Annotated in this window: 16 protein-coding genes; 9 read left to right on the plus strand and 7 right to left on the minus strand. The window is 68.5% G+C overall.

Annotated elements, in window-relative coordinates; genetic code table 11:
* Nucleotides 1-21: 21 nt before the first annotated feature.
* The 4 genes from NF4_RS29730 to NF4_RS29745 form a co-directional block, all read right to left on the minus strand.
* Nucleotides 22-879 (minus strand): MlaE family ABC transporter permease, encoded by an 858-nt coding sequence (locus NF4_RS29730; RefSeq protein ID WP_063130692.1) that lies wholly within the window; start codon nt 877-879, stop codon nt 22-24.
* 13 nt (nt 880-892) lie between these two features.
* Nucleotides 893-1,687: an MlaE family ABC transporter permease gene (locus NF4_RS29735; protein WP_063130693.1), complete on the minus strand. Its 795-nt coding sequence runs from the start codon at nt 1,685-1,687 to the stop codon at nt 893-895.
* Between the two features lie 731 nt (nt 1,688-2,418).
* The gene (locus tag NF4_RS29740; RefSeq protein ID WP_039822080.1) at nt 2,419-2,925 is read right to left on the minus strand and encodes a hypothetical protein; all 507 of its coding nucleotides are present in this window, start codon (nt 2,923-2,925) and stop codon (nt 2,419-2,421) included.
* Nucleotides 2,925-3,527 carry a TetR/AcrR family transcriptional regulator gene (locus NF4_RS29745; RefSeq protein WP_063130694.1) on the minus strand — a complete coding sequence of 201 codons (603 nt, stop codon included), beginning with the start codon at nt 3,525-3,527 and terminating at the stop codon, nt 2,925-2,927. The genes NF4_RS29740 and NF4_RS29745 overlap by 1 nt, the downstream gene beginning before the upstream one ends.
* 430 nt (nt 3,528-3,957) lie before the next feature.
* Here NF4_RS29745 and NF4_RS29750 point away from each other — a divergent pair, with 430 nt between their 5' ends.
* From NF4_RS29750 to NF4_RS29780, 7 genes are all read left to right on the plus strand, one after another.
* A complete protein-coding gene (locus NF4_RS29750; protein WP_063130756.1) occupies nt 3,958-5,127 on the plus strand; it encodes an amidohydrolase family protein in 1,170 nt (389 codons plus the stop codon).
* Between the two features lie 39 nt (nt 5,128-5,166).
* Nucleotides 5,167-6,402 carry a M24 family metallopeptidase gene (locus NF4_RS29755; protein ID WP_063130695.1) on the plus strand — a complete coding sequence of 412 codons (1,236 nt, stop codon included), beginning with the start codon at nt 5,167-5,169 and terminating at the stop codon, nt 6,400-6,402.
* Nucleotides 6,392-7,516, plus strand: a complete 1,125-nt coding sequence (locus NF4_RS29760) for a M24 family metallopeptidase (RefSeq protein WP_063130696.1) — start codon at nt 6,392-6,394, stop codon at nt 7,514-7,516. Before NF4_RS29755 ends, NF4_RS29760 begins: the two co-directional genes overlap by 11 nt.
* Nucleotides 7,513-8,529 carry an enoyl-CoA hydratase/isomerase family protein gene (locus tag NF4_RS29765; protein ID WP_084533615.1) on the plus strand — a complete coding sequence of 339 codons (1,017 nt, stop codon included), beginning with the start codon at nt 7,513-7,515 and terminating at the stop codon, nt 8,527-8,529. The genes NF4_RS29760 and NF4_RS29765 overlap by 4 nt, the downstream gene beginning before the upstream one ends.
* Before the next feature lie 142 nt (nt 8,530-8,671).
* Complete coding sequence (locus tag NF4_RS29770) at nt 8,672-11,119, plus strand: CaiB/BaiF CoA-transferase family protein (protein ID WP_439956779.1); 2,448 nt, start codon at nt 8,672-8,674, stop codon at nt 11,117-11,119.
* 41 nt (nt 11,120-11,160) lie between these two features.
* Nucleotides 11,161-11,796 (plus strand): type 1 glutamine amidotransferase family protein, encoded by a 636-nt coding sequence (locus NF4_RS29775; protein WP_198165518.1) that lies wholly within the window; start codon nt 11,161-11,163, stop codon nt 11,794-11,796.
* A gap of 12 nt (nt 11,797-11,808) precedes the next feature.
* Complete coding sequence (locus NF4_RS29780; RefSeq protein ID WP_063130698.1) at nt 11,809-12,258, plus strand: MarR family winged helix-turn-helix transcriptional regulator; 450 nt, start codon at nt 11,809-11,811, stop codon at nt 12,256-12,258.
* Nucleotides 12,259-12,280: 22 nt separating this feature from the next.
* Here NF4_RS29780 and NF4_RS29785 read toward each other — a convergent pair whose 3' ends face one another.
* Together NF4_RS29785 and NF4_RS29790 are read right to left on the minus strand one after the other, a co-directional pair.
* Nucleotides 12,281-13,036 (minus strand): SDR family oxidoreductase, encoded by a 756-nt coding sequence (locus NF4_RS29785; RefSeq protein WP_084533616.1) that lies wholly within the window; start codon nt 13,034-13,036, stop codon nt 12,281-12,283.
* Between the two features lie 121 nt (nt 13,037-13,157).
* Entirely contained in the window at nt 13,158-15,584 is a 2,427-nt protein-coding gene (locus NF4_RS29790; RefSeq protein WP_157120672.1) for a hypothetical protein, read from the minus strand.
* Nucleotides 15,585-15,937: 353 nt separating this feature from the next.
* Here NF4_RS29790 and NF4_RS29795 point away from each other — a divergent pair, with 353 nt between their 5' ends.
* Complete coding sequence (locus NF4_RS29795) at nt 15,938-17,668, plus strand: sodium:solute symporter family protein (RefSeq protein WP_063130700.1); 1,731 nt, start codon at nt 15,938-15,940, stop codon at nt 17,666-17,668.
* A 10-nt stretch (nt 17,669-17,678) separates the two neighbouring features.
* Nucleotides 17,679-17,933, plus strand: a complete 255-nt coding sequence (locus NF4_RS29800; RefSeq protein ID WP_063130701.1) for a hypothetical protein — start codon at nt 17,679-17,681, stop codon at nt 17,931-17,933.
* Between the two features lie 237 nt (nt 17,934-18,170).
* Here NF4_RS29800 and NF4_RS29805 read toward each other — a convergent pair whose 3' ends face one another.
* On the minus strand, nt 18,171-18,671 hold the full coding sequence (locus NF4_RS29805) for a L,D-transpeptidase (RefSeq protein WP_063130702.1): 501 nt from the start codon (nt 18,669-18,671) through the stop codon (nt 18,171-18,173).
* Between the last annotated feature and the right edge of the window lie 34 nt (nt 18,672-18,705).

An 18,705-nucleotide genomic window follows, 5' to 3' on the forward strand; every position in this document is an offset into this window, starting at 1 on the left:
GTTGTGTCACCGGTGCCATCCCTACCCCGACAGCTCGAAGTTTCCGTTGGACCCGTACACGGCGAGCGAGACCAGCAGGGTCACCGACACCACCGCGATGAGCGAAGTCCGTACGGCGTTACCGACCGCTGTCCCGACGCCCGAAGGTCCACCCGCGGCGAAGAACCCGAAATAGGTGTGGATCAGCAGGATCGTGAGCGCCATGAGGATCGCCTGCAGGAAAGACCACAGCAGATCGATCGGATTCAGAAAAGTGGCGAAGTAGTGGTCGTACAGTCCCGAGGACTGTCCCAGGATCACCACGGTGGTGAGCCGGCTCGCGAGGAACGACGCCACCACCGCGATCGCGTACAAGGGGGTGATCGCGATCATCCCTGCCACGATCCGGGTGCCGACCAGATAGGCGATCGGTTCTATCGCAATGGATTCCAGCGCATCGATCTCCTCGTTGATGCGCATGGCGCCGAGTTGGGCGGTGACACCGGCGCCAAAGGTCGCCGCCAGCCCGATACCCGCCATCACCGGCGCGGAGATCCGGACGTTGATGAACGCGGACAGAAAGCCGGTGAGCGCCTCGATCCCGATATCGCCGAGCGAGCTGTAGCCCTGGACCGCGAGCGTGCCGCCGGCTGCCAGGGTCAGAAAGCTGACGATCACCACTGTGCCGCCGAATGCCGCCAGCGTGCCGGCGCCCATACTGATCTCCGCGATCAGCCGGACGGTTTCCCTCTTGTACCGCCATGCCGCCATCGGCGCGAATGCCAGGGCCTTGACATAGAAGATGGCATGGTCGCCGACTCGGCCCAGAACATCCACCGGCTTCCGCAGTCTGCGGACGAGTACCGGATAGCGCGTGGTCAGTACCTCGGAGGCCGTCATCGGATACCTCCTCTCACCCGGTCGTCAACTGGATACCGATGGCCGTGACCATCACATTGATCGCGAAAAGCGACATGAACGCATAGACCACGGTCTCGTTGACAGCGTTGCCGACAGCTTTGGCGCCGCCGGTGACGATCAGCCCGCGGTAACAGGCGACCATCCCGGCGACGAAGCCGAAGAGCAGTGCCTTGACCGAGGAGATGATCACTTCGTTGATTCCGGTGAGCAGGGTGATTCCAGCGACGAACGCGCCCGGGTTGACGTCCTGCACGTACACCGAGAACACATAGCCACCGACTACGCCGATGATGCAGACGAGACTGTTCAACAACACAGCCACCAGGCCGGAGGCCAGCATGCGCGGGGTGACCAGGCGCTGGACCGGGTCGATTCCGAGCACCTCCATGGCCGCGATCTCCTCCCGGATGGTCCGGGAGCCCAGGTCGGCGCACATGGCGGTGGCACCGGATCCGGCCACGATCAGCACCGTCACCATCGGTCCCACCTGGGTCACCGCGCCGAAGGCCGCGCCCGCCCCGGAGAGGTCGGCGGCGCCCAGTTCACGCAGCAGGATATTCAGCGTGAAGCTGACCAGCACGGTGAACGGGATCGCCACCAGGAGCGTGGGAACCAGCGAGACCCGCACGATGAACCACGCCTGTTCGAGGAACTCCCGGGTCTGGAAAGGCCGGCGGAAGGTGAATTTCACCGCGTCGGCGGTCATGGCGAACAGTCCGCCCACAGTCTGGAGAGGTCCGGTGACGCGATCCTTGGCACGGATCCAGACCGGGGTGCGGGTGGTCATCCGCGCCTCGCGGTGCCGGTAGTCGAAGCCGCCGGATCGTTCGGGCGGTCCCCCGGTCGGCCCGGGACCCGCCCGGGCAACGAGGAATTCGGCATCGAAGTGCTCCTGTCGAACGATCGACGGCTCGGTGGGGGCGCCGGACGGCGTGCTCCCACCGGGACGGGGCGGCTCCGGGGGAGCCGCGGCGCGGCGAGCTGTACCCGGGGGGACGGCTACGGATCAGGATCCGCTGGCTGCGGCCGTCTCAGTCGGCATGCTGTCGCATATCACGGTACGGAAATGTCATTCTCGATTTCCAATAGGATGACATTCAGATTGGGAGAATTCAACACTTGTCGCCAAGTTCCCCGGAACACCCAGGCAGATCGGGCAAACGGTCGCGCGAACGCAGCGAAACCGCCTCGAACAGGCAGGATCCTCCGCCGCGGGGCGCGGTGGAACCCACGCGCCAACCCCCGGGGCGACTCCAGGGGCTGTGAAATTCAACGTTTCAAAATCCCCGGCACTTCGGCCTCGGAGTGAATTCGCACGAATGCGTACGAAACGCTTTATAGTGAACCCGGACCCGACACCGAGCCGCGAACGGAAAATCAGCGGCGCCACCGCACCTCTCGGAGGCCCGGCCCGCTGCCGCCACACCACTGTCCGGGTCGGCGCGCGACCGCACCGACCCGGCCGGTCACTCCCACACCCCTACGGGATCCCCCACCGCGGGATGCGTCGACGATGCCTCAGACCGCGGGCACCAGATCCGCGCAGAACGGCGCGTACTCCATGGCACCGCTGCGGAAGATCTCACTCGGCGTCACCGCGGTGGGCGACAGCCCGGCGGCCACCATAGCCTGCGCCTTGAACGCCCGCGCCGCGTAGCTGAGCCGGTGCAGCACCGGGTCCACGCCGTGATCCTGACCGGCCGGCCAGCCGTCACCCCAGACGACGACCTCGATCCCGCGATCCTCGAGCGCCCGCAGCACTCCCTTGCGGGCCCGGCCGTCCCGGCTACAGACATCGGCATTGACGGCCAGCGCCTGCGGCAGCCGACCGGGTACCTCCGTCGCCAGGACGGCGTCGAGTTCACGCACCTCGGCGCCGAGGATCTTCAACGGGCGAATATCGGAAGGTCGTGCGAGCAGGACGGTCACATCCCAGCCGGCCACCGATCGATCGAACAGCCACCCACCGGCGAACTGGACCGCATCGGCCACGGTCGCCGCCACCACATCGAGCCGGTACCTCATCACATCTCCTTCGCCGCCAAGTCGCGGGCCAGCGACTCGGTGTAACCGTTGAATACGTCGGCCAGCGGGATCGAACGATCGAGCAGCCATGAGATCTCCATTCCGTTCAAGAAGGCCACGATTTCCACCGCACGCATCCGTGGATCGATATCGCGCCGGTACCGGCCGCTGTCCTGGCCTCTCCGGATCGCCTGGACGACGAGTTCGACAGCCGTACGCCAGCGATCGAGCATCCGATCGTGCAGCGGCGCCTCGGGCATGAGGTTTTCGACGAGCAGCACCACGAAGGTGCCGACCAGTTCCGGATGGCGTTCCATCCGGGTGGCCACCTTGCGGATCTCGACCAGGAGGTCACCGCTGATATCGGCGTCCTCGAGATCCTGGGCGTCGCGGGCGTCCAGAACGGCGTGCAGCAATTGCTCTTTCGAGGAGAAGTGATGCAACAACCCCGCGGAGGTCACTCCGGCCTCTCCGGCGATCTGCGCGAGTGTGGTACCGCGCCAGCCGTTTCGGGTGAGCAGCCGCTGCGCGACGGCGAGGATACGTTGCCTGCGGTCTTCCCCCTTGGCGAGGAGTGCGGCATAAGGACGAGGAGCTGTCATGGCCCGAACCCCGATCTGACAAACCTAGTGAACACACAGTAGGTTGGTTTCAGGCTTGTGACAAGGGTTACAGGGAAGTTGCCCCGGCAATGGGTCTTCACAGGCGAATCGCGGTCGCGGCCGATCCGAAATCCACCGAGCGCCGCTGCTGCGAGGTCCGGCGGGAACCCTTGATGAAAATAGCATTCTCACACCGCTAGCCGCAGAAGAACAGGCGAATCCACGTCTACCTGTAGAACGTCACTCTCCTAACATGATAATGTCGTTTTCAGCTTGGCGGGTGACCACCGGAACCCGGCCGCGCGCAGTACCGATCCCCCGAGGCGACCGGCCATGCGGAATCGGTATGACACCGCGACAGCAACGGCAGCCCGGGGCCACGACCGCCGACGGCAGATTCGCGAATCAAACGATCCATTGGAGGGTCACGATGCCGACTTCGCCCAGCAGTGCCCAGCTCTACCCACCGCAGGGTTTCGGCCCGCCGAAGGATCGCCGGGGCCATGCCGAGGGCACACTCGGACTTCCCGCCGGCACCGAGGTCTTCTCCGCCGACAATCACATCTCCCTCGCGGACGACATCTTCTACGAACGGTTCCCCGAGGAGCTCCGGGACAAGGCGCCCCGGGTGTGGTACGAGGAGGGGGCGTACCAGATCGGGCGCAAGGGAAAGTCTTTCCTGCCCGGTGATTTCAGCCGGGTGCTGATGCAGTACGACCCCCTGGACGGCTCCGGGAGCACCAACCTCGAGGCCCGGGCGGCGGATCTGCGCGCCGACGGGATCGACAAGGAACTGGCCTTCCCCAATTCGCTGCTGGCGCTGCTGTTCTATCCCGACAAGGCGGTCCGGGAGCGCTGTTTCCGCATCTACAACGAGTACATCGCCGAGGTGCAGGAGCGCTCCGGCGGCACACTGTACGGCGTCGGGCTGATCAACTGGTGGGACGCCGACGGAGCGCGCCGCACCCTGACCGAGCTGAAAGCACTGGGCCTGAAGACGTTCCTGCTGCCGTTGTCGGCCGGCAAGGACGACGACGGCAATGTCATCGACTACGGCAGCACTTCGATGATCGGGGTCTGGGACGCCATCGAGGAGTCCGGGGTACCGGTATCGCACCACATCGGCGAATCCCCGCTGTCGGCCCCGTGCGAGGTGAACAGTGTCGTGGTCGGCATGATGCACAATGTGGCCCCCTTCCGGGAGCTGTTCTCCAAGTATCTCTTCAGCGGGATCATCGATCGGCACCCGGGTCTGCAGATCGGCTGGTTCGAGGGCGGGATCAACTGGGTCGCCTCGGCCCTCCAGGACGCCGAGCACATGAACGCGTCCTACCGGCACATGTACAACCGGCCGGTGGAACACGACGTGCGCCACTACTGGCAGAACCATATGCGGGCTTCGTTCATGGTGGACCCGCTGGGCCTGGCCGTCATCGACCGGATCGGTGTCGACCGGGTGATGTGGTCCTCGGACTATCCGCACAACGAGAGCACCTTCGGCTACTCCGAGCAGTCGCTGGCCGCGGTCGTCGAGGCGGTCGGTCCCGAGGCCGCCGCGCGCATCGTGGGCGGGAACATCAAGGAATTCCTGGGTATCTAGACCGGGCCGCAGCGCCGAGGGCGAGAAGGACCAATTTCGATGACCGCATTCCCCGCCGCGACCACCGCGGCGATCGATATACCCGACCTCCCGGATCGCACCCGGATGCGCCGGGAGACCGGGGCCCGCCTGCGTTCGGCCATGGCCGAACGCGGAGTGGACGCAGCGATCCTGCTGCTGAACAACAATGTCGTCTACGCGACCGGCGCCAACTGGCCGCTCGGCGACGCCGGCCTCGCCCACGTCGAGCGACCGGTCGCCGTGGTCACGGTGCACGACGAATGGCCCCATCTGTTCCTGCCCTTCCGGGCCGGCGCCGCGGCCGAAACCGAACTGCCCGCCGACCATCTGCATCCGCCGGTGTATCTCGAATTCGACGAGGGCGTAGCGGATTTCGCACGGAAACTGGCCGATCTCGTGCCCGCCGGTTCGACCTTCGCGGTGGACGAGTACACCGGCGCCATGCTGCGGGCGCGCGACCGGCTCTTCCCGGGCGGGAAACCGGTGGACGCCGCCACGGTCATCGGCCCGGCGAAACTGATCAAAACGGCCGACGAGCTGTCCTGTATCCGCAAGGCCTGCCGGATCACCGAGGAAGCGATCGTCGGCATCCACACCGGACTCGCGCCCGGACAGCGCCAGATCGACCTGTCCGCGGGTTTCGTGCGGCGCGCATTCGAGCTCGGCGCGACCGCCACCATGCTCGACGCCATCTGGCAGGTCATGCCGGAATCGAAGGCCGACGGTGTCTGGACCAAGCACGGTGATCTCGCATTGCCACTACTCACCACCGAGCGGGAACTCACGGCCGGTGATGTGCTGTGGACCGATGTCAGCATCACCTACAACGGGTACTGCTCGGACTTCGGCCGCACCTGGATCGTCGGCCGGGATCCGACACCGCGCCAGCAGGCGCAATACCGAAAATGGCGGGAGATTCTGGACGCGGTACTCGCGCAGATCCGGCCCGGCGCGACCGCGGCCCGGCTCGGTGCGGCGGCCACCGCGGCGGCCGGCGGGCACCGCCCCTGGCTCCCCCACTTCTACCTATCGCACGGTATCGGCGTGAGCGCCGCCGAGGTGCCGATGATCGGCACCGATCTCGGCGCCGAATTCGACGAGAACTTCGTGCTCCGACCCGGCATGGTGCTGGTCCTCGAACCCGTGGTGTGGGAGGACGGCACCGGCGGCTACCGCAGTGAGGAGATCGTGGTGGTTACCGACGGAGGCTTCGCGCCTCTCACCGACTACACCTATGCCCCCTATGGCGATTGAGATCCTGCCGGACGATCGCGCGCTGCGGGTGGGACGCCGCGAGCGCGTGCTGGCACAGATGCACGCCCTTGATCTCGATGTACTCATCGCCGGACGGCAGGCCAATGCCCGCTACCTCTCCGGCGCGCCCCAGCTGTGGGTGGCGGGCACCCGGCCGTTCGGACCGGTGGCCCTGCTCGTACGGCGTACCGGCGCGGTCCATCTGCACAGCACCTGGGACGAGGGGATCCCCGAGGACATCCCGCACGAGAACCTCTACGAGACCATGTGGGATCCCCGCAATCTCGTTGCCGTGCTGCGTGATATCGACGGCGCGGCCGACGCCCGGCGCGTCGGGACCGATGCGCTTTCCCCCGGTTTCGCCGAGCTGCTGCCGACCGCGTTCCCGAACGCCGAGATCGTCGACGGTGAACTGGCCTTCCGGGCGGCCCGGCGGATCAAAACCGCGGACGAGATCGATACCCTGCGCGCCGGACTGCGGGTCGCCGAACAGGGACTCGCCGCCGGACTGGCCGAACTCGCGCCCGGGGTCACCGAACAGGGTCTGGCCGGGGTCCTGCTCGAAGCGTGCGCGGCGGGCGGGGTGAGCACCCCCGCCACGCAGGACGCGGCGTGGGTGACCGCCCGGGACCATCCGTGGCGGCGGGCCACCGCGGACCGGCGGGTCCAGGAGGGTGATCTGGTCGCCTTCTCCGCCGGTGTCCTCGCCGACGGATACATCGGGGAGGTCGGGCGAACCTGGCCGGTCGGGCCGGTGGCTCCGGCGACGGCGAAACTCTACGGCCGCTGGGACCGGTTGTGGGACGGTCTCCTCGCGGCCTGCCGGCCGGGCGCGCCCGCGGCCGGGCTGCTCGACGCCTATCTCTCCGCCGGCGAGCCACTCCCGGCCCTGCCCGTGGCCCGCGGTCTCGGTATGGGTTTCGACCCGCCGGTCGTCGCGCCCGCCCTGCGGCGCACGGCGGAGGCCGAAATCCTCGAGCCCGGCATGGTGCTCGCCGTCACCGGTTATGTCTGGGCCGAGGGCGTGGGCGCGGTATTCGGCCGCGACGCGGTACTCATCGGCGCGGACGGCCCGCGGATACTGACCTCGAGCCCGCACTGGGAGCCGCGATGACCACCCGTACCCCCGGCAACGGAGCCCACGCCGACGACGACGGGGGCGCCCGGGCCACCGGTCCCACGCAACCCACCGCCGAGGAGATCATCCGGTACGCGAAGGACCCCGCGACCCGCATCGCGACCATCACCTTCGACCGTCCCGATCAACTCAATGCCCCGACCATGGCCGCCCGCCTCCGCTACGGCGACCTGATCCACCGGGCGAGCATCGACGACGAGGTCAAGGTACTGGTGATCCGGGGCGCGGGTGACGATTTCGGATCCGGCGCCGATCTCGGCGAGTTCATGGCGGTGCAGAACGACCCGGATCAGGGTCCGCGGCTGAGCGAATACAAGATCGGGCCCGACGAGGTCAGGTATCCGCCCAAGGAATCGTTCCGGCACGGCGCCAGCATCAGTCAGTGGTACGCCAACGCCCAGGCGGGCTGCCGGAGCCTGCAGGAATTCAAGAAGATCAGCATTGTCGAGGTCAAGGGCTACTGCTACGGCTGGCACTTCTACCAGGCCGCCGACGCCGATCTGGTGATCTCCGCCGACGACGCGCTGTTCGGGCATCCGTCGTTCCGCTACTACGGCTGGGGTCCGCGGATGTGGACCTGGGCGCAGACCATGGGCCTGCGCAAGTTCCAGGAGATGGTGTTCACCGGCCGGGCCTTCTCTGCCGCGGAGATGGCCGAGTGCAACTTCCTCAACAGTGTCGTGCCCCGGGCGGACCTCGAGGCGGAGACCGACAAGTACGCACTGGCCTGCGCGCGCAACCGGCCCACGGACACGGTGTTCATGCAGAAGGTCTTCTTCGAGATCATGAAACAGCAGCAGGGTGAGTACATGGGCAGCCTGCTCAGCGGTTTCTTCGAATCCATGGGCGGCCATATCCACGCCGACGACAACGATCTGATGCTGGACAACGCCTTCGACGGCGGCCTGAACAATTCGGTCAAGGACAACGACAGCCGGTTCCCGCCGGAATTCCGGCTGAGCAAATCGGGCCGCCGGAAGAAGGAATAGCGGACCGCGTCCGCATTCCCGGGGGATCGACAGCACCGGCCCGGGCGTGCCGGTGTGCTGCACCCGCACCACAGTGCGGGTGCAGCGTGGCCTCCGGGGTTCGCCACGCCCGCGCGGCCCCGGCACAGGAATCGAGGCAGTTATGACAGCGAATCGGGCACCGGGCCGATACAGCCCCCCGGAAATGTCACCGCTGGCGGGTTACATCGTGGTCGATCTGTCGAGCGGGATCGCCGGCGCGTACTGCACCAAGCTCCTCGCCGACGCCGGGGCCCGGGTGATCGCCGTCGAACCGCCGGAGGGCAACCCGCTGCGCCGCCGCACGATCTCCGGGGCGGCCCTCGACGACGGCGCCGACGGCGCGCTCTTCGGATTCCTCGCCGGTCGCTCCCACAGCGTGGTGGCCGATCCGCGCCGCGCCGCGGACCGCGACCTGCTCGACCGGCTGCTCGCCGGTGCCGACGCGGTCGTCTGGTCCCCCGGTCCCGGCACCGCCGACCGGCCCGAGCACGCTCCCGCCGTACTGCGCGACCGTTATCCCCATCTCGTCGTCACCACGATCACGCCGTTCGGCCTGGACGGCCCGTGGGCCGGGCGGCCCGCCACGGAGTTCACGCTGCAGGCCTGGTCGGGCGGAATCGTCGGCCTCGGCCGCGGCGCACCCGAGCGGGCGCCGCTGCACATCGGCGGCGATGTCGGCGAATGGTTCGCCGGCGCGCACGCGGCGGCCGCGCTCCTCACTGCCCGGCAGCGGGCGCTCGCCACGGGCACCGGTGAACTGGTCGACCTGTCGATGCTGGAAACCCAGATCCTCGGGCTCTCCTATTATCCGGTGTCCTTCTACGAGACATCGAACCGCCCGTTCCGCACCCGGCGCCGGTTGAGCCGGCCCGGGGTGGCCACCGCCGCCGACGGCCTGATCGCGGTCGGGTGCGGCACCGCACAGCAGTGGTTCGATCTATGTGTCATGGTCGGGCATCCCGAGTGGATCGAGGAGGACCCGACTCCCGCCATCACCGAACGCACCAACGAGAAAGCGGCCGAGATCGCCGCCTGGTTCGCGGCGCACAAGGTGGACGAGATCCAGGAGCTGGCCACGGCGTTCCGGATCCCGAACAGTCCGGTGGCCGACGGCGCCACCGTCACCGAGCTGGATCAGCACCGCGCCCGCGACTTCTTCACGGTGCACCCGGGCGGCGGATTCGTCCGGCCCGGGCCACCGTTCCGGTCCCGGCCACCGCTGTTGCGCGACCCGGCACCCGCTCCGCGGCTGGGGGAGCACACCGAGCGGTACCGCCGCGCCGGATCACCCACCCGCGCGGTCCCGGCCGACGCCGCCACCGCGAAACCGCTGCCGTTCCAGGGTCTGCGGGTAGTCGATATGACCACGTTCTGGGCGGGCCCGTCGTGCACCCATTTCCTGGCGATGCAGGGTGCGGAGGTGATCCATGTCGAATCGGCCCAGCGTCCCGACGGGACCAGGCTCATCGCCGGGGTGCCGATCGACGAGGACCGGTGGTGGGAGAAGTCGGGTATCTTCACCGGCCTCAACACCGGAAAGCGGGGGATCACCGTCGATTTCCGGCAGCCGGCGGGGCGCGAGATCCTGCGCAGGCTGGTCGCCTCCTGCGATGTGATCGTGGAGAACTACACGCCGCGGGTGATCGAACAGATCGGTCTCGACTGGGACGCCGTGCGGGCGTTGCGCCCCGATGCCGTCATGGTCCGGATGCCGGGGTTCGGTCTCGACGGTCCCTGGCGCGACAATCCGGCCTTCGCCTACGTGATCGAGGACGCCTCCGGGCTCACCGCGCGCACCGGGTACCCGGACCAGAACCCGGTCGAGCCCTACAGTCTCGGCGACCCGAACGCCGGCGTACACGCCCTCGTCGCCCTGCTGCTGGCCCTGGAACACCGACGCCGCACCGGTGAAGGCGTGCTGGTGGAGGCAGCCATGGTCGACGCCGCCCTGAACATCACCGCCGAGCAGGTCATCGAATACTCCGCCTACGGTGCGCTGCTGGAACGCGCCGGCAACCGGGGCCCGCACGCCGCGCCACAGAACCTCTACCGCGCCGCCGGACTCGACGAATTCGGCCGGCCCGACAACTGGATCGCCCTCGCCGTCGCCACCGACGAGCAGTGGGCCGCGCTCGTGGACGTCCTGGGGCGGCCCGCCTGGGCGGCCGACCCCGGACTGCGCACGGCCGCGGGCCGCCGGGCCCACCACGACGCGATCGACGACCGCCTCGCGGAGTGGTTCGCCGATCAGGAAATCGGCGCGGTCGTCGCCCGCCTCTGGGACGCCGGGATACCGGTGGCCGAAGTACTACAGCCACACCGGCAGGCGGAGCTTCCCCAGTTGCGCCACCGCGAGTTCTTCGAACCCGTCGCGCATCCGGTGAATCCGACCGCGCGGCACAGCACGGTCCCCGCTCGCTATTCCGCCGGTCCGGGCCGCTACCACCGTGCCCACGCCCCGCTACTCGGCCAGGACAACCACGCGGTCCTGGCCGAACTCGGCTACCGCACGGCGGAGGTGGCCGCTCTCGAACGCGACGGGGTGGTGGGCGGTACGCCGCGCTTCTGATCCATATTGACAATATGATGTCGTATTGACAGGATGTTGTCATGATCCCGAAAATCGTGCACGTGGCCGTCTTCGACACTCTCGCCGACTGGGAAGTGGGTGCCGCGACCGCGCATATCAACAACGACGCCTGGCACCGCGAACCGGGCGCCTACCGCACCCGTACCGTCGGCGTGAGCACCGAGCCCGTCACCACGATGGGCGGTATGCGGATCGTGCCCGATATCGCCCTGGCCGAGCTCACTCCGGCCGACAGCGCCATGCTCATCCTGCCGGGCGCCACCGGCTGGGAACTCGGCGAGCTGGACGTCTTCGCCGAGAAGGCCCGCGAATTCGCCGCGGCCGGCGTCCCGGTCGCCGCGATCTGCGGCGCGACCTTCGGCCTCGCGCGGGCGGGCCTGCTCGACGAGCGGCGGCACACCAGCAATATCGCCGAATTCCTGGCCGCCAGTGGGTACGCGGGCGGCGATCACTACGTCGACGAACCGGCGGTCACCGACGGCGGGGTGATCACAGCGAATTCCACCGCGCCCTTCGAGTTCGCGCGCGAAGTGCTGGCCGCCCTGGAGATCTACGAACCCGAGGTACTCGACGGCTGGTACCGCCTCTTCAGCGCGGGAGATCCGGCGGGCTACGCGGTCCTGGCGGAGTACGAGGCGCGGCAGGCGGCGGTCTGAGGTCCGGGCACCGTGCAGAATCCCGAGCAGCAGCTGTTCAGCACGGCCGCCATCACCTCGTTCCGGCTCAACGGCCAGTTCCTCGCGATCGCCGAGAACCTGGCCGGACCGGCCGGTCTCACCGCCGCCTGGTGGCAGGTGCTGGGCGCCGTGCTGCACGAACCGCTCCCGGTGGCCGGCATCGCCCGGGCGATGGGCGTCACCCGGCAGGGGGTGCAGCGGATCGCCGACCTGCTGGTGGAACGCGGCCTGGCGGAATACCGGCCGAATCCGGCGCACCGCCGCGCCAAACTGGTCGCGATCACCGACGCCGGACATACCGCCGTGGCGCGGATCACGCCGCGGCACGCGGAGTTCGCCGCCCGGCTCACGGCCGAACTCGGTATCGAGCGCCTGACCGAGATCGTGGCCGCGCTCACCGACCTCTCCGCGGCCGTGGCCGTGCTCGAGCTGCCGGAATGAGCCGGCCCGCGTACGGGACCGCTCAGATCCCGGCGAGCCGGCGCACGATGAACAGCGGCAGCACCTTCATCGCGTAGGCCAGCGGCACCCACGGCCACGCCGGGCAGTAGGCCTTGAACCGCCGCTTCTCGATCGCCGACACCATGGAACGCACCCCGGTGCGGGTATCGACCAGGAACGCGGGCGGATGTGCGGCCTTGTCGTTCATCTCCGAGGAGATATAGCCCGGGAAGATGATCGACACATCCACGCCGGGAACCCGCTCGGCCGCGATACCCTCGGCCAACGCCGCCACGCCGGCCTTGCTCGCGGCATAGGCGGTCATCGTCTTGGGCATACCGCGGACCGCGGAGATCGAGGAGATCACCACCAGGTGCCCGCCGCCCTGCGCGCGGAAGATCTTCATGGCCGCCTCCATCTGGGCCATGGCGCCGAGGAAATTGGTCTGGACGGTCTGCCGGTTGGGGCGGTCGCCGCCCTTCCCGATCGGCACTCCCTTACCGAGGCCGGCATTGACGATCACCCGGTCGATCCGGCCGAGATCGGCGGCGAATTCGTCGAACACCGTCGGTACGGCATCGAAATCGGTGACGTCCAGCGCCGCCACCCGCACCCGGACCCGGGGATGGGCCGCCGCGATCTCCGCCGCGAGTTCGTCGAGGCGCTCGGTGCGGCGCGCGCAGAGAGCCAGGTCGTAGCCGAGAGCGGCGAACTGGCGGGCCATTTCGGCGCCCAGGCCGGAGCTCGCGCCGGTAATGAGGATCGAACCAGTGCCCACTGTGCTGAATCTCCTGCGGTCGGGCCGGCACCGGTGCCGGTGCGGCGATGATCGGCGGGTATCCCGAGCCTAACGGCTACGAGGGCACCTGCCCGCACTTCGGCACCGGAGCGGCCCGTGCTCAGCGAGCGGCCCGGATCCGTTGCGACGCCGGCGCCACGAACGGTGTGAGGGCCTGTTCGATCTGCTGGTGCGAGGGCCGGCTGTACCGGCGGCCGGGGAGTCCGTCCTCGGGCGCGCCGGTGGCCGCGCGACACGGATCCGGGTCCGAAACAGCGGGATCGGTACCGAACTCGTCGCCGGTGATCTCCATCACCGCCAGCCGGTTACCGGTACGGGCCTCGTACACGGTGAGGCGATAGACCGCTGTGAAGAGGTTGAGGGTCCGGCCCACCGGCTGCCCGGGCGCGGGCGGGTACTGGCAGGTGTGCACGAGTTCCCCACGGCGTTCCCGGCCCGCACACGCGACCAGTTGCACCGCGCCGGAATCGATCGGACGCCATACCGCGGAGGGCCCGAACGCGGTGTACTCGGGCAGTTCCCCGCCGAGATACACCGGGCTGGGTCCGGCCGCCGAATACGGTGCGGCGGCCGGATTCCCTTCACCGCCCGCGCATAATGCACCGTATTCGGCCACATCGAAGCGGGCGAAACCGGACGCCGCGAAAACCGTCGCCGTCACGGCCGCGAGCGCCACCCCGGCCAACCCCAGTGCCACCGGATACCGCAGGTCTTTCCCGCTGCGCGCGGGTTCGCCGTAGGCGCGACCCTCCCAGGGCTCCCGCGGCGGCCGGGCAGCCGGGCGCGGGCCGGCCGCCGCCCGCCGCGCTCGCGCTGGCATATCCCGGAGCCCGGCGAGACCCCGCCGCACCGGCGCCGGGACACGGTTGCCGATCCGGTGGCCACGATCGGACTCGGGGGCGGCCGCCGGATCGGCGAAGTCCCGGCCGCCGTGTCCGGCCGAGCGGGACCCGATAGGGGCGGGGCCGTCCGGCTCGTGGTCCTCTTGCGCGCCGGCGAATCCGCGCGACATCGCCGGGTCCGGCACAGCCCGTTCCCCGGGCTCCGCCTCGCTGTCGTCGTATCGGCCCGGAGGCGAGGCGAATCCGGCCGAACGCCGCATTCCGCCACTGCCCTCGGCACCCATCCGGCGGCGTAGCGCCGAGCGAACCGGGGTACGGCCCGGACCTGCGCCGAAGTCGTCTACTTCCCTGCCCTCGCGTATCGGCCCCGCCTCCGGTACCGCGGGCTCGGGCACCACGCTCCGGTACTCCACCGTGGCGGCCGCCGGACCATCGTGCTCGCCCGGTACCGCCGGCGAGCCGGTCTGCACCAGCGGCTCCGGGCCGGTCTCTTGATTCGAAACCCCGGGCCGCTGCCGTGGTTCCGCCGCCGCGTCAGCGGATACATCGTCGCCCTGCCGTCGGCCGGTATCGGCGCCCCCGGCGCCCGGTTTTCGCGCGGCCGGGCGCCCGACACTGTCCTCCGCCCCGGCGTCCGGCCCGGAAAACCGCTGTTCCGAGTCGGTCCGACCACGAGCCGGAGTACCCGTGGCCTGCGTACCGACCGAGCTTGCCGCAGTGCTCTGCGGCCGGTGTTCGTCTCCGATCGGCAACCCCCCGGAACCAGCCGAGCCCGCACGGGTCTCACCGGCGACAAAGGCGCGCGCCGGATGCACATCCGCAGCTGTCGTCGGTGCGGGCGGGACGCCCGAATTCCGGATCGGCGGGGTGAAGCGGGCATCCTGTTCCGCGGACACGCCCCGCGGCGAAGCCACGAAGTCGCCGGGAGCGCCTCGTTCTCGGGCCGGGCCGGAGGTCGCGGATATCGCCGCGACAGGGCGCGGTGCACCCGAGGCCACCCGCTCCGACGATGCGCCCGACACGGCACGAATACCGGCGGCGCTGCCGGGCGCGAAGGAGAACCCCTCCTCGTCGAGTGCGTCCGGATCGGGCAGATACCGTGCCGCTCCCAGGATTTCGAAGGCCCGCGCGAGGTCCTCGCCGCGCCAGCGCACCGGTCCGGCGGCCGCACGCTCGAAGTACTCCGCCAACCCCTCGGATCGCCCGATCCGGACCAGAACGGTCTCGATGCCATCCTGTGGCGGAGGCGGCGTCCAGCTGATCCGGGAGCCGGTCTTGGGGATCAGCACCACGAGAACATCGATATGTTCGGACAGTCCGTGCCGCCGGAAGAGCGCGGCCAGCTCGTTGCGCACTTTGCGCCCGCGCAGTATCGGATTCGGCGTGGCCTTCCCGGTGCGCAGATCCGCGACGCCGTCACCGAGCTGCCAGCGCCCGGTGGGCCCGGTGGTGAGCACCCCGTGCTGGACCGAACCGAAATCGGCCAGTACCACCAGGGTGCAGGCGTACGGCGTCCAGACCAGCAGATCGGTGTCCGGCGCGGCCCGGCGGCGCGAACGCGGTTGCGGCGAGCCGAGCAGTGCCACACCGCCCATCCGCTCGGCGCCCGGACCCCAATCGGATATGAGTCGCCGGACAAAACGTTGAACGCCCGACAATTCGGTGCTCTGCACGCGTACAATCACGGCGACCCCTACTTCGGTGACCACGAAACCCGCGCACACCACAGTGGCGCCAGGGACATCTGAAATTCCCTGGCGCACAATGCGATTGGATGCGCCGCCGTCCATGGTAGCAACACCCGGGACGGCGCACGAGAGCCTGCGCCCGCACCACTGCGCTCGCAGTCGGAGCGAAGACCGGCCACCGGGACTCCTATCCACGGACACGCCCGATTCCGCCCGACAGCGCCCGGCCGTTCGGCCGGCACGGTACGTTCGATACACCAGAGCCGGTCTGGTAGTGCGGCCAGCCATCGGTAGAAGCGATGACGCGAGCTGCGCGCGGTTGTCCGGGACCGCTTCGAGGAGAACGTCGCATGTCGCAGCACGAGCTATCCCACGAGGTCGTTTCATTGTTCGCCGAAGGCGAGGTGCTGCGGCTCGACGCCCAGCCCGTCGACTACGCGATCGTCGTCCTCTATTTCGTCTTCGTCCTCGGTATCGGGCTACTGGCCCGGCAACGGGTGTCGTCGAGTATGGACTTCTTCCTCTCCGGACGGTCCCTACCGGCCTGGGTCACCGGGCTCGCGTTCATCTCGGCCAACCTCGGCGCGGTAGAGATCATGGGTATGTCGGCCAACGGCGCCGAATACGGTTTCCCCGCCTTCCACTACTTCTGGATCGGCGCCGTCCCGGCCATGCTCTTCCTGGGTGTGGTGATGATGCCGTTCTACTACGGCTCCAAGGTGCGCAGCGTGCCGGAGTTCATGCGCCGCCGCTTCGGCACCGGCGCACATCTGGTGAACGCGCTCAGTTTCGCGGTGGCCCAGGTCCTCATCGCCGGGGTCAACCTCTATCTGCTCGGCACCATCCTCAATGTCCTGCTGGGCTGGCCGCTGTGGGTCGCGGTGATCGCGGCGGCGATCATCGTGCTCTCCTACATCACCCTGGGCGGCCTGTCGGCGGCGATCTACAACGAGGTGCTGCAGTTCTTCGTCATCGTGGCCGCCCTGCTGCCGCTGACCCTGATCGGCCTGCACCGGGTCGGCGGCTGGGACGGACTGCAGGACAAAGTGGCCGCCTCCCCCGGCGGCCCCGAACAGCTGGACTCCTGGCCGGGTAACGCGCTGTCGGGCTTCGCAGGCGACTTCCTGTCCATCCTCGGCATCGTGTTCGGCCTCGGATTCGTACTCTCGTTCGGGTACTGGACCACCAACTTCGTCGAAGTGCAGCGCGCCCTGGCCACCCATTCCATCGCCGCCGCGCGCCGGACTCCGATCATCGGCGCGTACCCGAAGATCCTCATTCCGCTGATCGTCATCATTCCCGGCATGATCAGCGCGGTGCTGGTTCCGCAGATGGCCCAGTACAAAGCGGCGGTCACCGCTAACGCGGACGTGGAAAGCGACGTCACCTACAACCAGGCGCTGCTCTACCTGATGAAGGACGTGCTACCCAACGGTCTGCTCGGGGTGGGCCTGGCCGGCCTGCTGGCCGCGTTCATGGCCGGTATGGCGGCCAACGTCTCGGCGTTCAACACGGTGTTCAGTATCGACCTGTGGCAGCAATACGTGGTCAAGGACAAATCCGACGGCTACTACCTGCGGGTGGGCCGGTTGGCCACGGTGGGCGCCACCGTCGCCGCCGTCTTCACCGCGTTCATCGCCGGCGGGTTCAGCAACATCATGGACTACCTGCAGACACTGTTCAGTTTCTTCAACGCGCCCCTGTTCGCCACCTTCATCCTGGGCATGTTCTGGAAACGCATGACGCCCACGGCCGGTTGGACCGGTCTGGTGGCGGGTACCGCGGTGGCGGTGACCATCTTCGTACTGAACAAGATGGAGGTGTTCTCGCTCTCGGGCCAGGGCGTCAGCTTCGTCGCCGCCGGCGCGGCCTTCGCGGTGGATATCCTGGTCAGCGTGGCCGTAACGATGGTGACCGCGCCGAAACCGGCCGCCGAGCTGGTCGGGCTGGTGTACTCGGAGACACCGCGCGAACTGCGCACGGATCCCGAGGCCGCCACCCTGCCCTGGTATCAGCGCCCGGTCCTGCTGGCGGGTATCGCGCTGGTGCTCGTGATCGTCCTCAATATCGTCACCGGATAGGACAACCATCGTGCTCTTCGATATCCGCACCATTGTGGGCAGCCTGCTCGGCCTCTACGGCATCATCCTGGTGATCACCGGACTCGTTCACGACACCGTCGACGAGGAGGCGAAGACCGGCGGTATCAATGTGAACCTGTGGGCCGGCCTGGCCCTGGTGGTGGTCGCCGCTGCGTTCGTGACCTGGGCGCTACTGCGCCCGGTGGCGGTCGATCGGCCCGATCGCGAATCGGCGGAGGACAGCACCGCGGCCGGCGCCGACTGATCCGGCCTACGCCGGTAACACAGAGAGCCCGTCCGCTGCGGAGCGGGCGGGCTGTGACGCGGACCGGCGGCAGCTCAGTCCGGCAGACCCAGCGCGAAGCCGATCGCGATGAGCACACAACTGATGACGGCGACAGCCACGATGATCCACATGGGGGCAAGCGTACGAAACCGGACGCGCGACCCGGGTACCGGGTCGCCGGTCCGGGCCCGCGGCCCGGACCGGCTCAGCCGGAGATCAGGGCACGACCTCGACCACATCACCCGGGTTCAGGTAGTGGTAGACCGCGACGGCACCGGGTTCGGTCAGCCTGATGCACCCGTGCGATTTGTGTTCCACCGGCCCGATGTGGAACGCGATATCGCCGTTGAAGAAGACCGCGTAGTGCATCGGGGCATTGTGCATGGTGCTCCAGTGGTACAGCTCTTTGAACGCCACACGGAATACACCGGGTGGGGTCTCGTAGCCCTGCATACCGTGCGACATCGGCGTCGGCCCGTAGACGACGTTGCCGTCGTCCATCAGCCAGACCTCGTTGCTGGACAGTCGCAGGCAGGCCCGGGCCGCTGGTGAGCAGGGCGCCTGGGTCGGGATGATGGCCGGTGCACCGGGCACATCCGGCCCGTTCGGCCAGAGTGGATCGGCCAGTGCGGGCGCTGTGGGCGCCAGCGCGGCCGCCGCGATACCGGCGAGTACAGCCGTACGGCGTATCCGATGGAGGAACTGTCCGTTGCTCATCTCGTGCCGACCTCTTTTCGTCGATTTGCCGCCG

Source organism: Nocardia fusca NBRC 14340, from assembly GCF_001618425.1.
GTDB classification, from domain to species: domain Bacteria; phylum Actinomycetota; class Actinomycetes; order Mycobacteriales; family Mycobacteriaceae; genus Nocardia; species Nocardia fusca.

Bases quoted from the DNA above. Each gene is read 5' to 3' on its own strand.
- NF4_RS29735 (WP_063130693.1), bottom strand. From the start codon at position 1,687: ATGACCACCCGCACCCCGGTCTGGATCCGTGCCAAGGATCGCGTCACC.
- NF4_RS29755 (WP_063130695.1), top strand. From the start codon at position 5,167: ATGACCGCATTCCCCGCCGCGACCACCGCGGCGATCGATATACCCGAC.
- NF4_RS29745 (WP_063130694.1), bottom strand. From the start codon at position 3,527: ATGACAGCTCCTCGTCCTTATGCCGCACTCCTCGCCAAGGGGGAAGAC.
- NF4_RS29760 (WP_063130696.1), top strand. From the start codon at position 6,392: ATGGCGATTGAGATCCTGCCGGACGATCGCGCGCTGCGGGTGGGACGC.
- NF4_RS29765 (WP_084533615.1), top strand. From the start codon at position 7,513: ATGACCACCCGTACCCCCGGCAACGGAGCCCACGCCGACGACGACGGG.
- NF4_RS29740 (WP_039822080.1), bottom strand. From the start codon at position 2,925: ATGAGGTACCGGCTCGATGTGGTGGCGGCGACCGTGGCCGATGCGGTC.
- NF4_RS29805 (WP_063130702.1), bottom strand. From the start codon at position 18,671: ATGAGCAACGGACAGTTCCTCCATCGGATACGCCGTACGGCTGTACTC.
- NF4_RS29770 (WP_439956779.1), top strand. From the start codon at position 8,672: ATGACAGCGAATCGGGCACCGGGCCGATACAGCCCCCCGGAAATGTCA.
- NF4_RS29750 (WP_063130756.1), top strand. From the start codon at position 3,958: ATGCCGACTTCGCCCAGCAGTGCCCAGCTCTACCCACCGCAGGGTTTC.
- NF4_RS29795 (WP_063130700.1), top strand. From the start codon at position 15,938: ATGTCGCAGCACGAGCTATCCCACGAGGTCGTTTCATTGTTCGCCGAA.
- NF4_RS29775 (WP_198165518.1), top strand. From the start codon at position 11,161: ATGATCCCGAAAATCGTGCACGTGGCCGTCTTCGACACTCTCGCCGAC.
- NF4_RS29730 (WP_063130692.1), bottom strand. From the start codon at position 879: ATGACGGCCTCCGAGGTACTGACCACGCGCTATCCGGTACTCGTCCGC.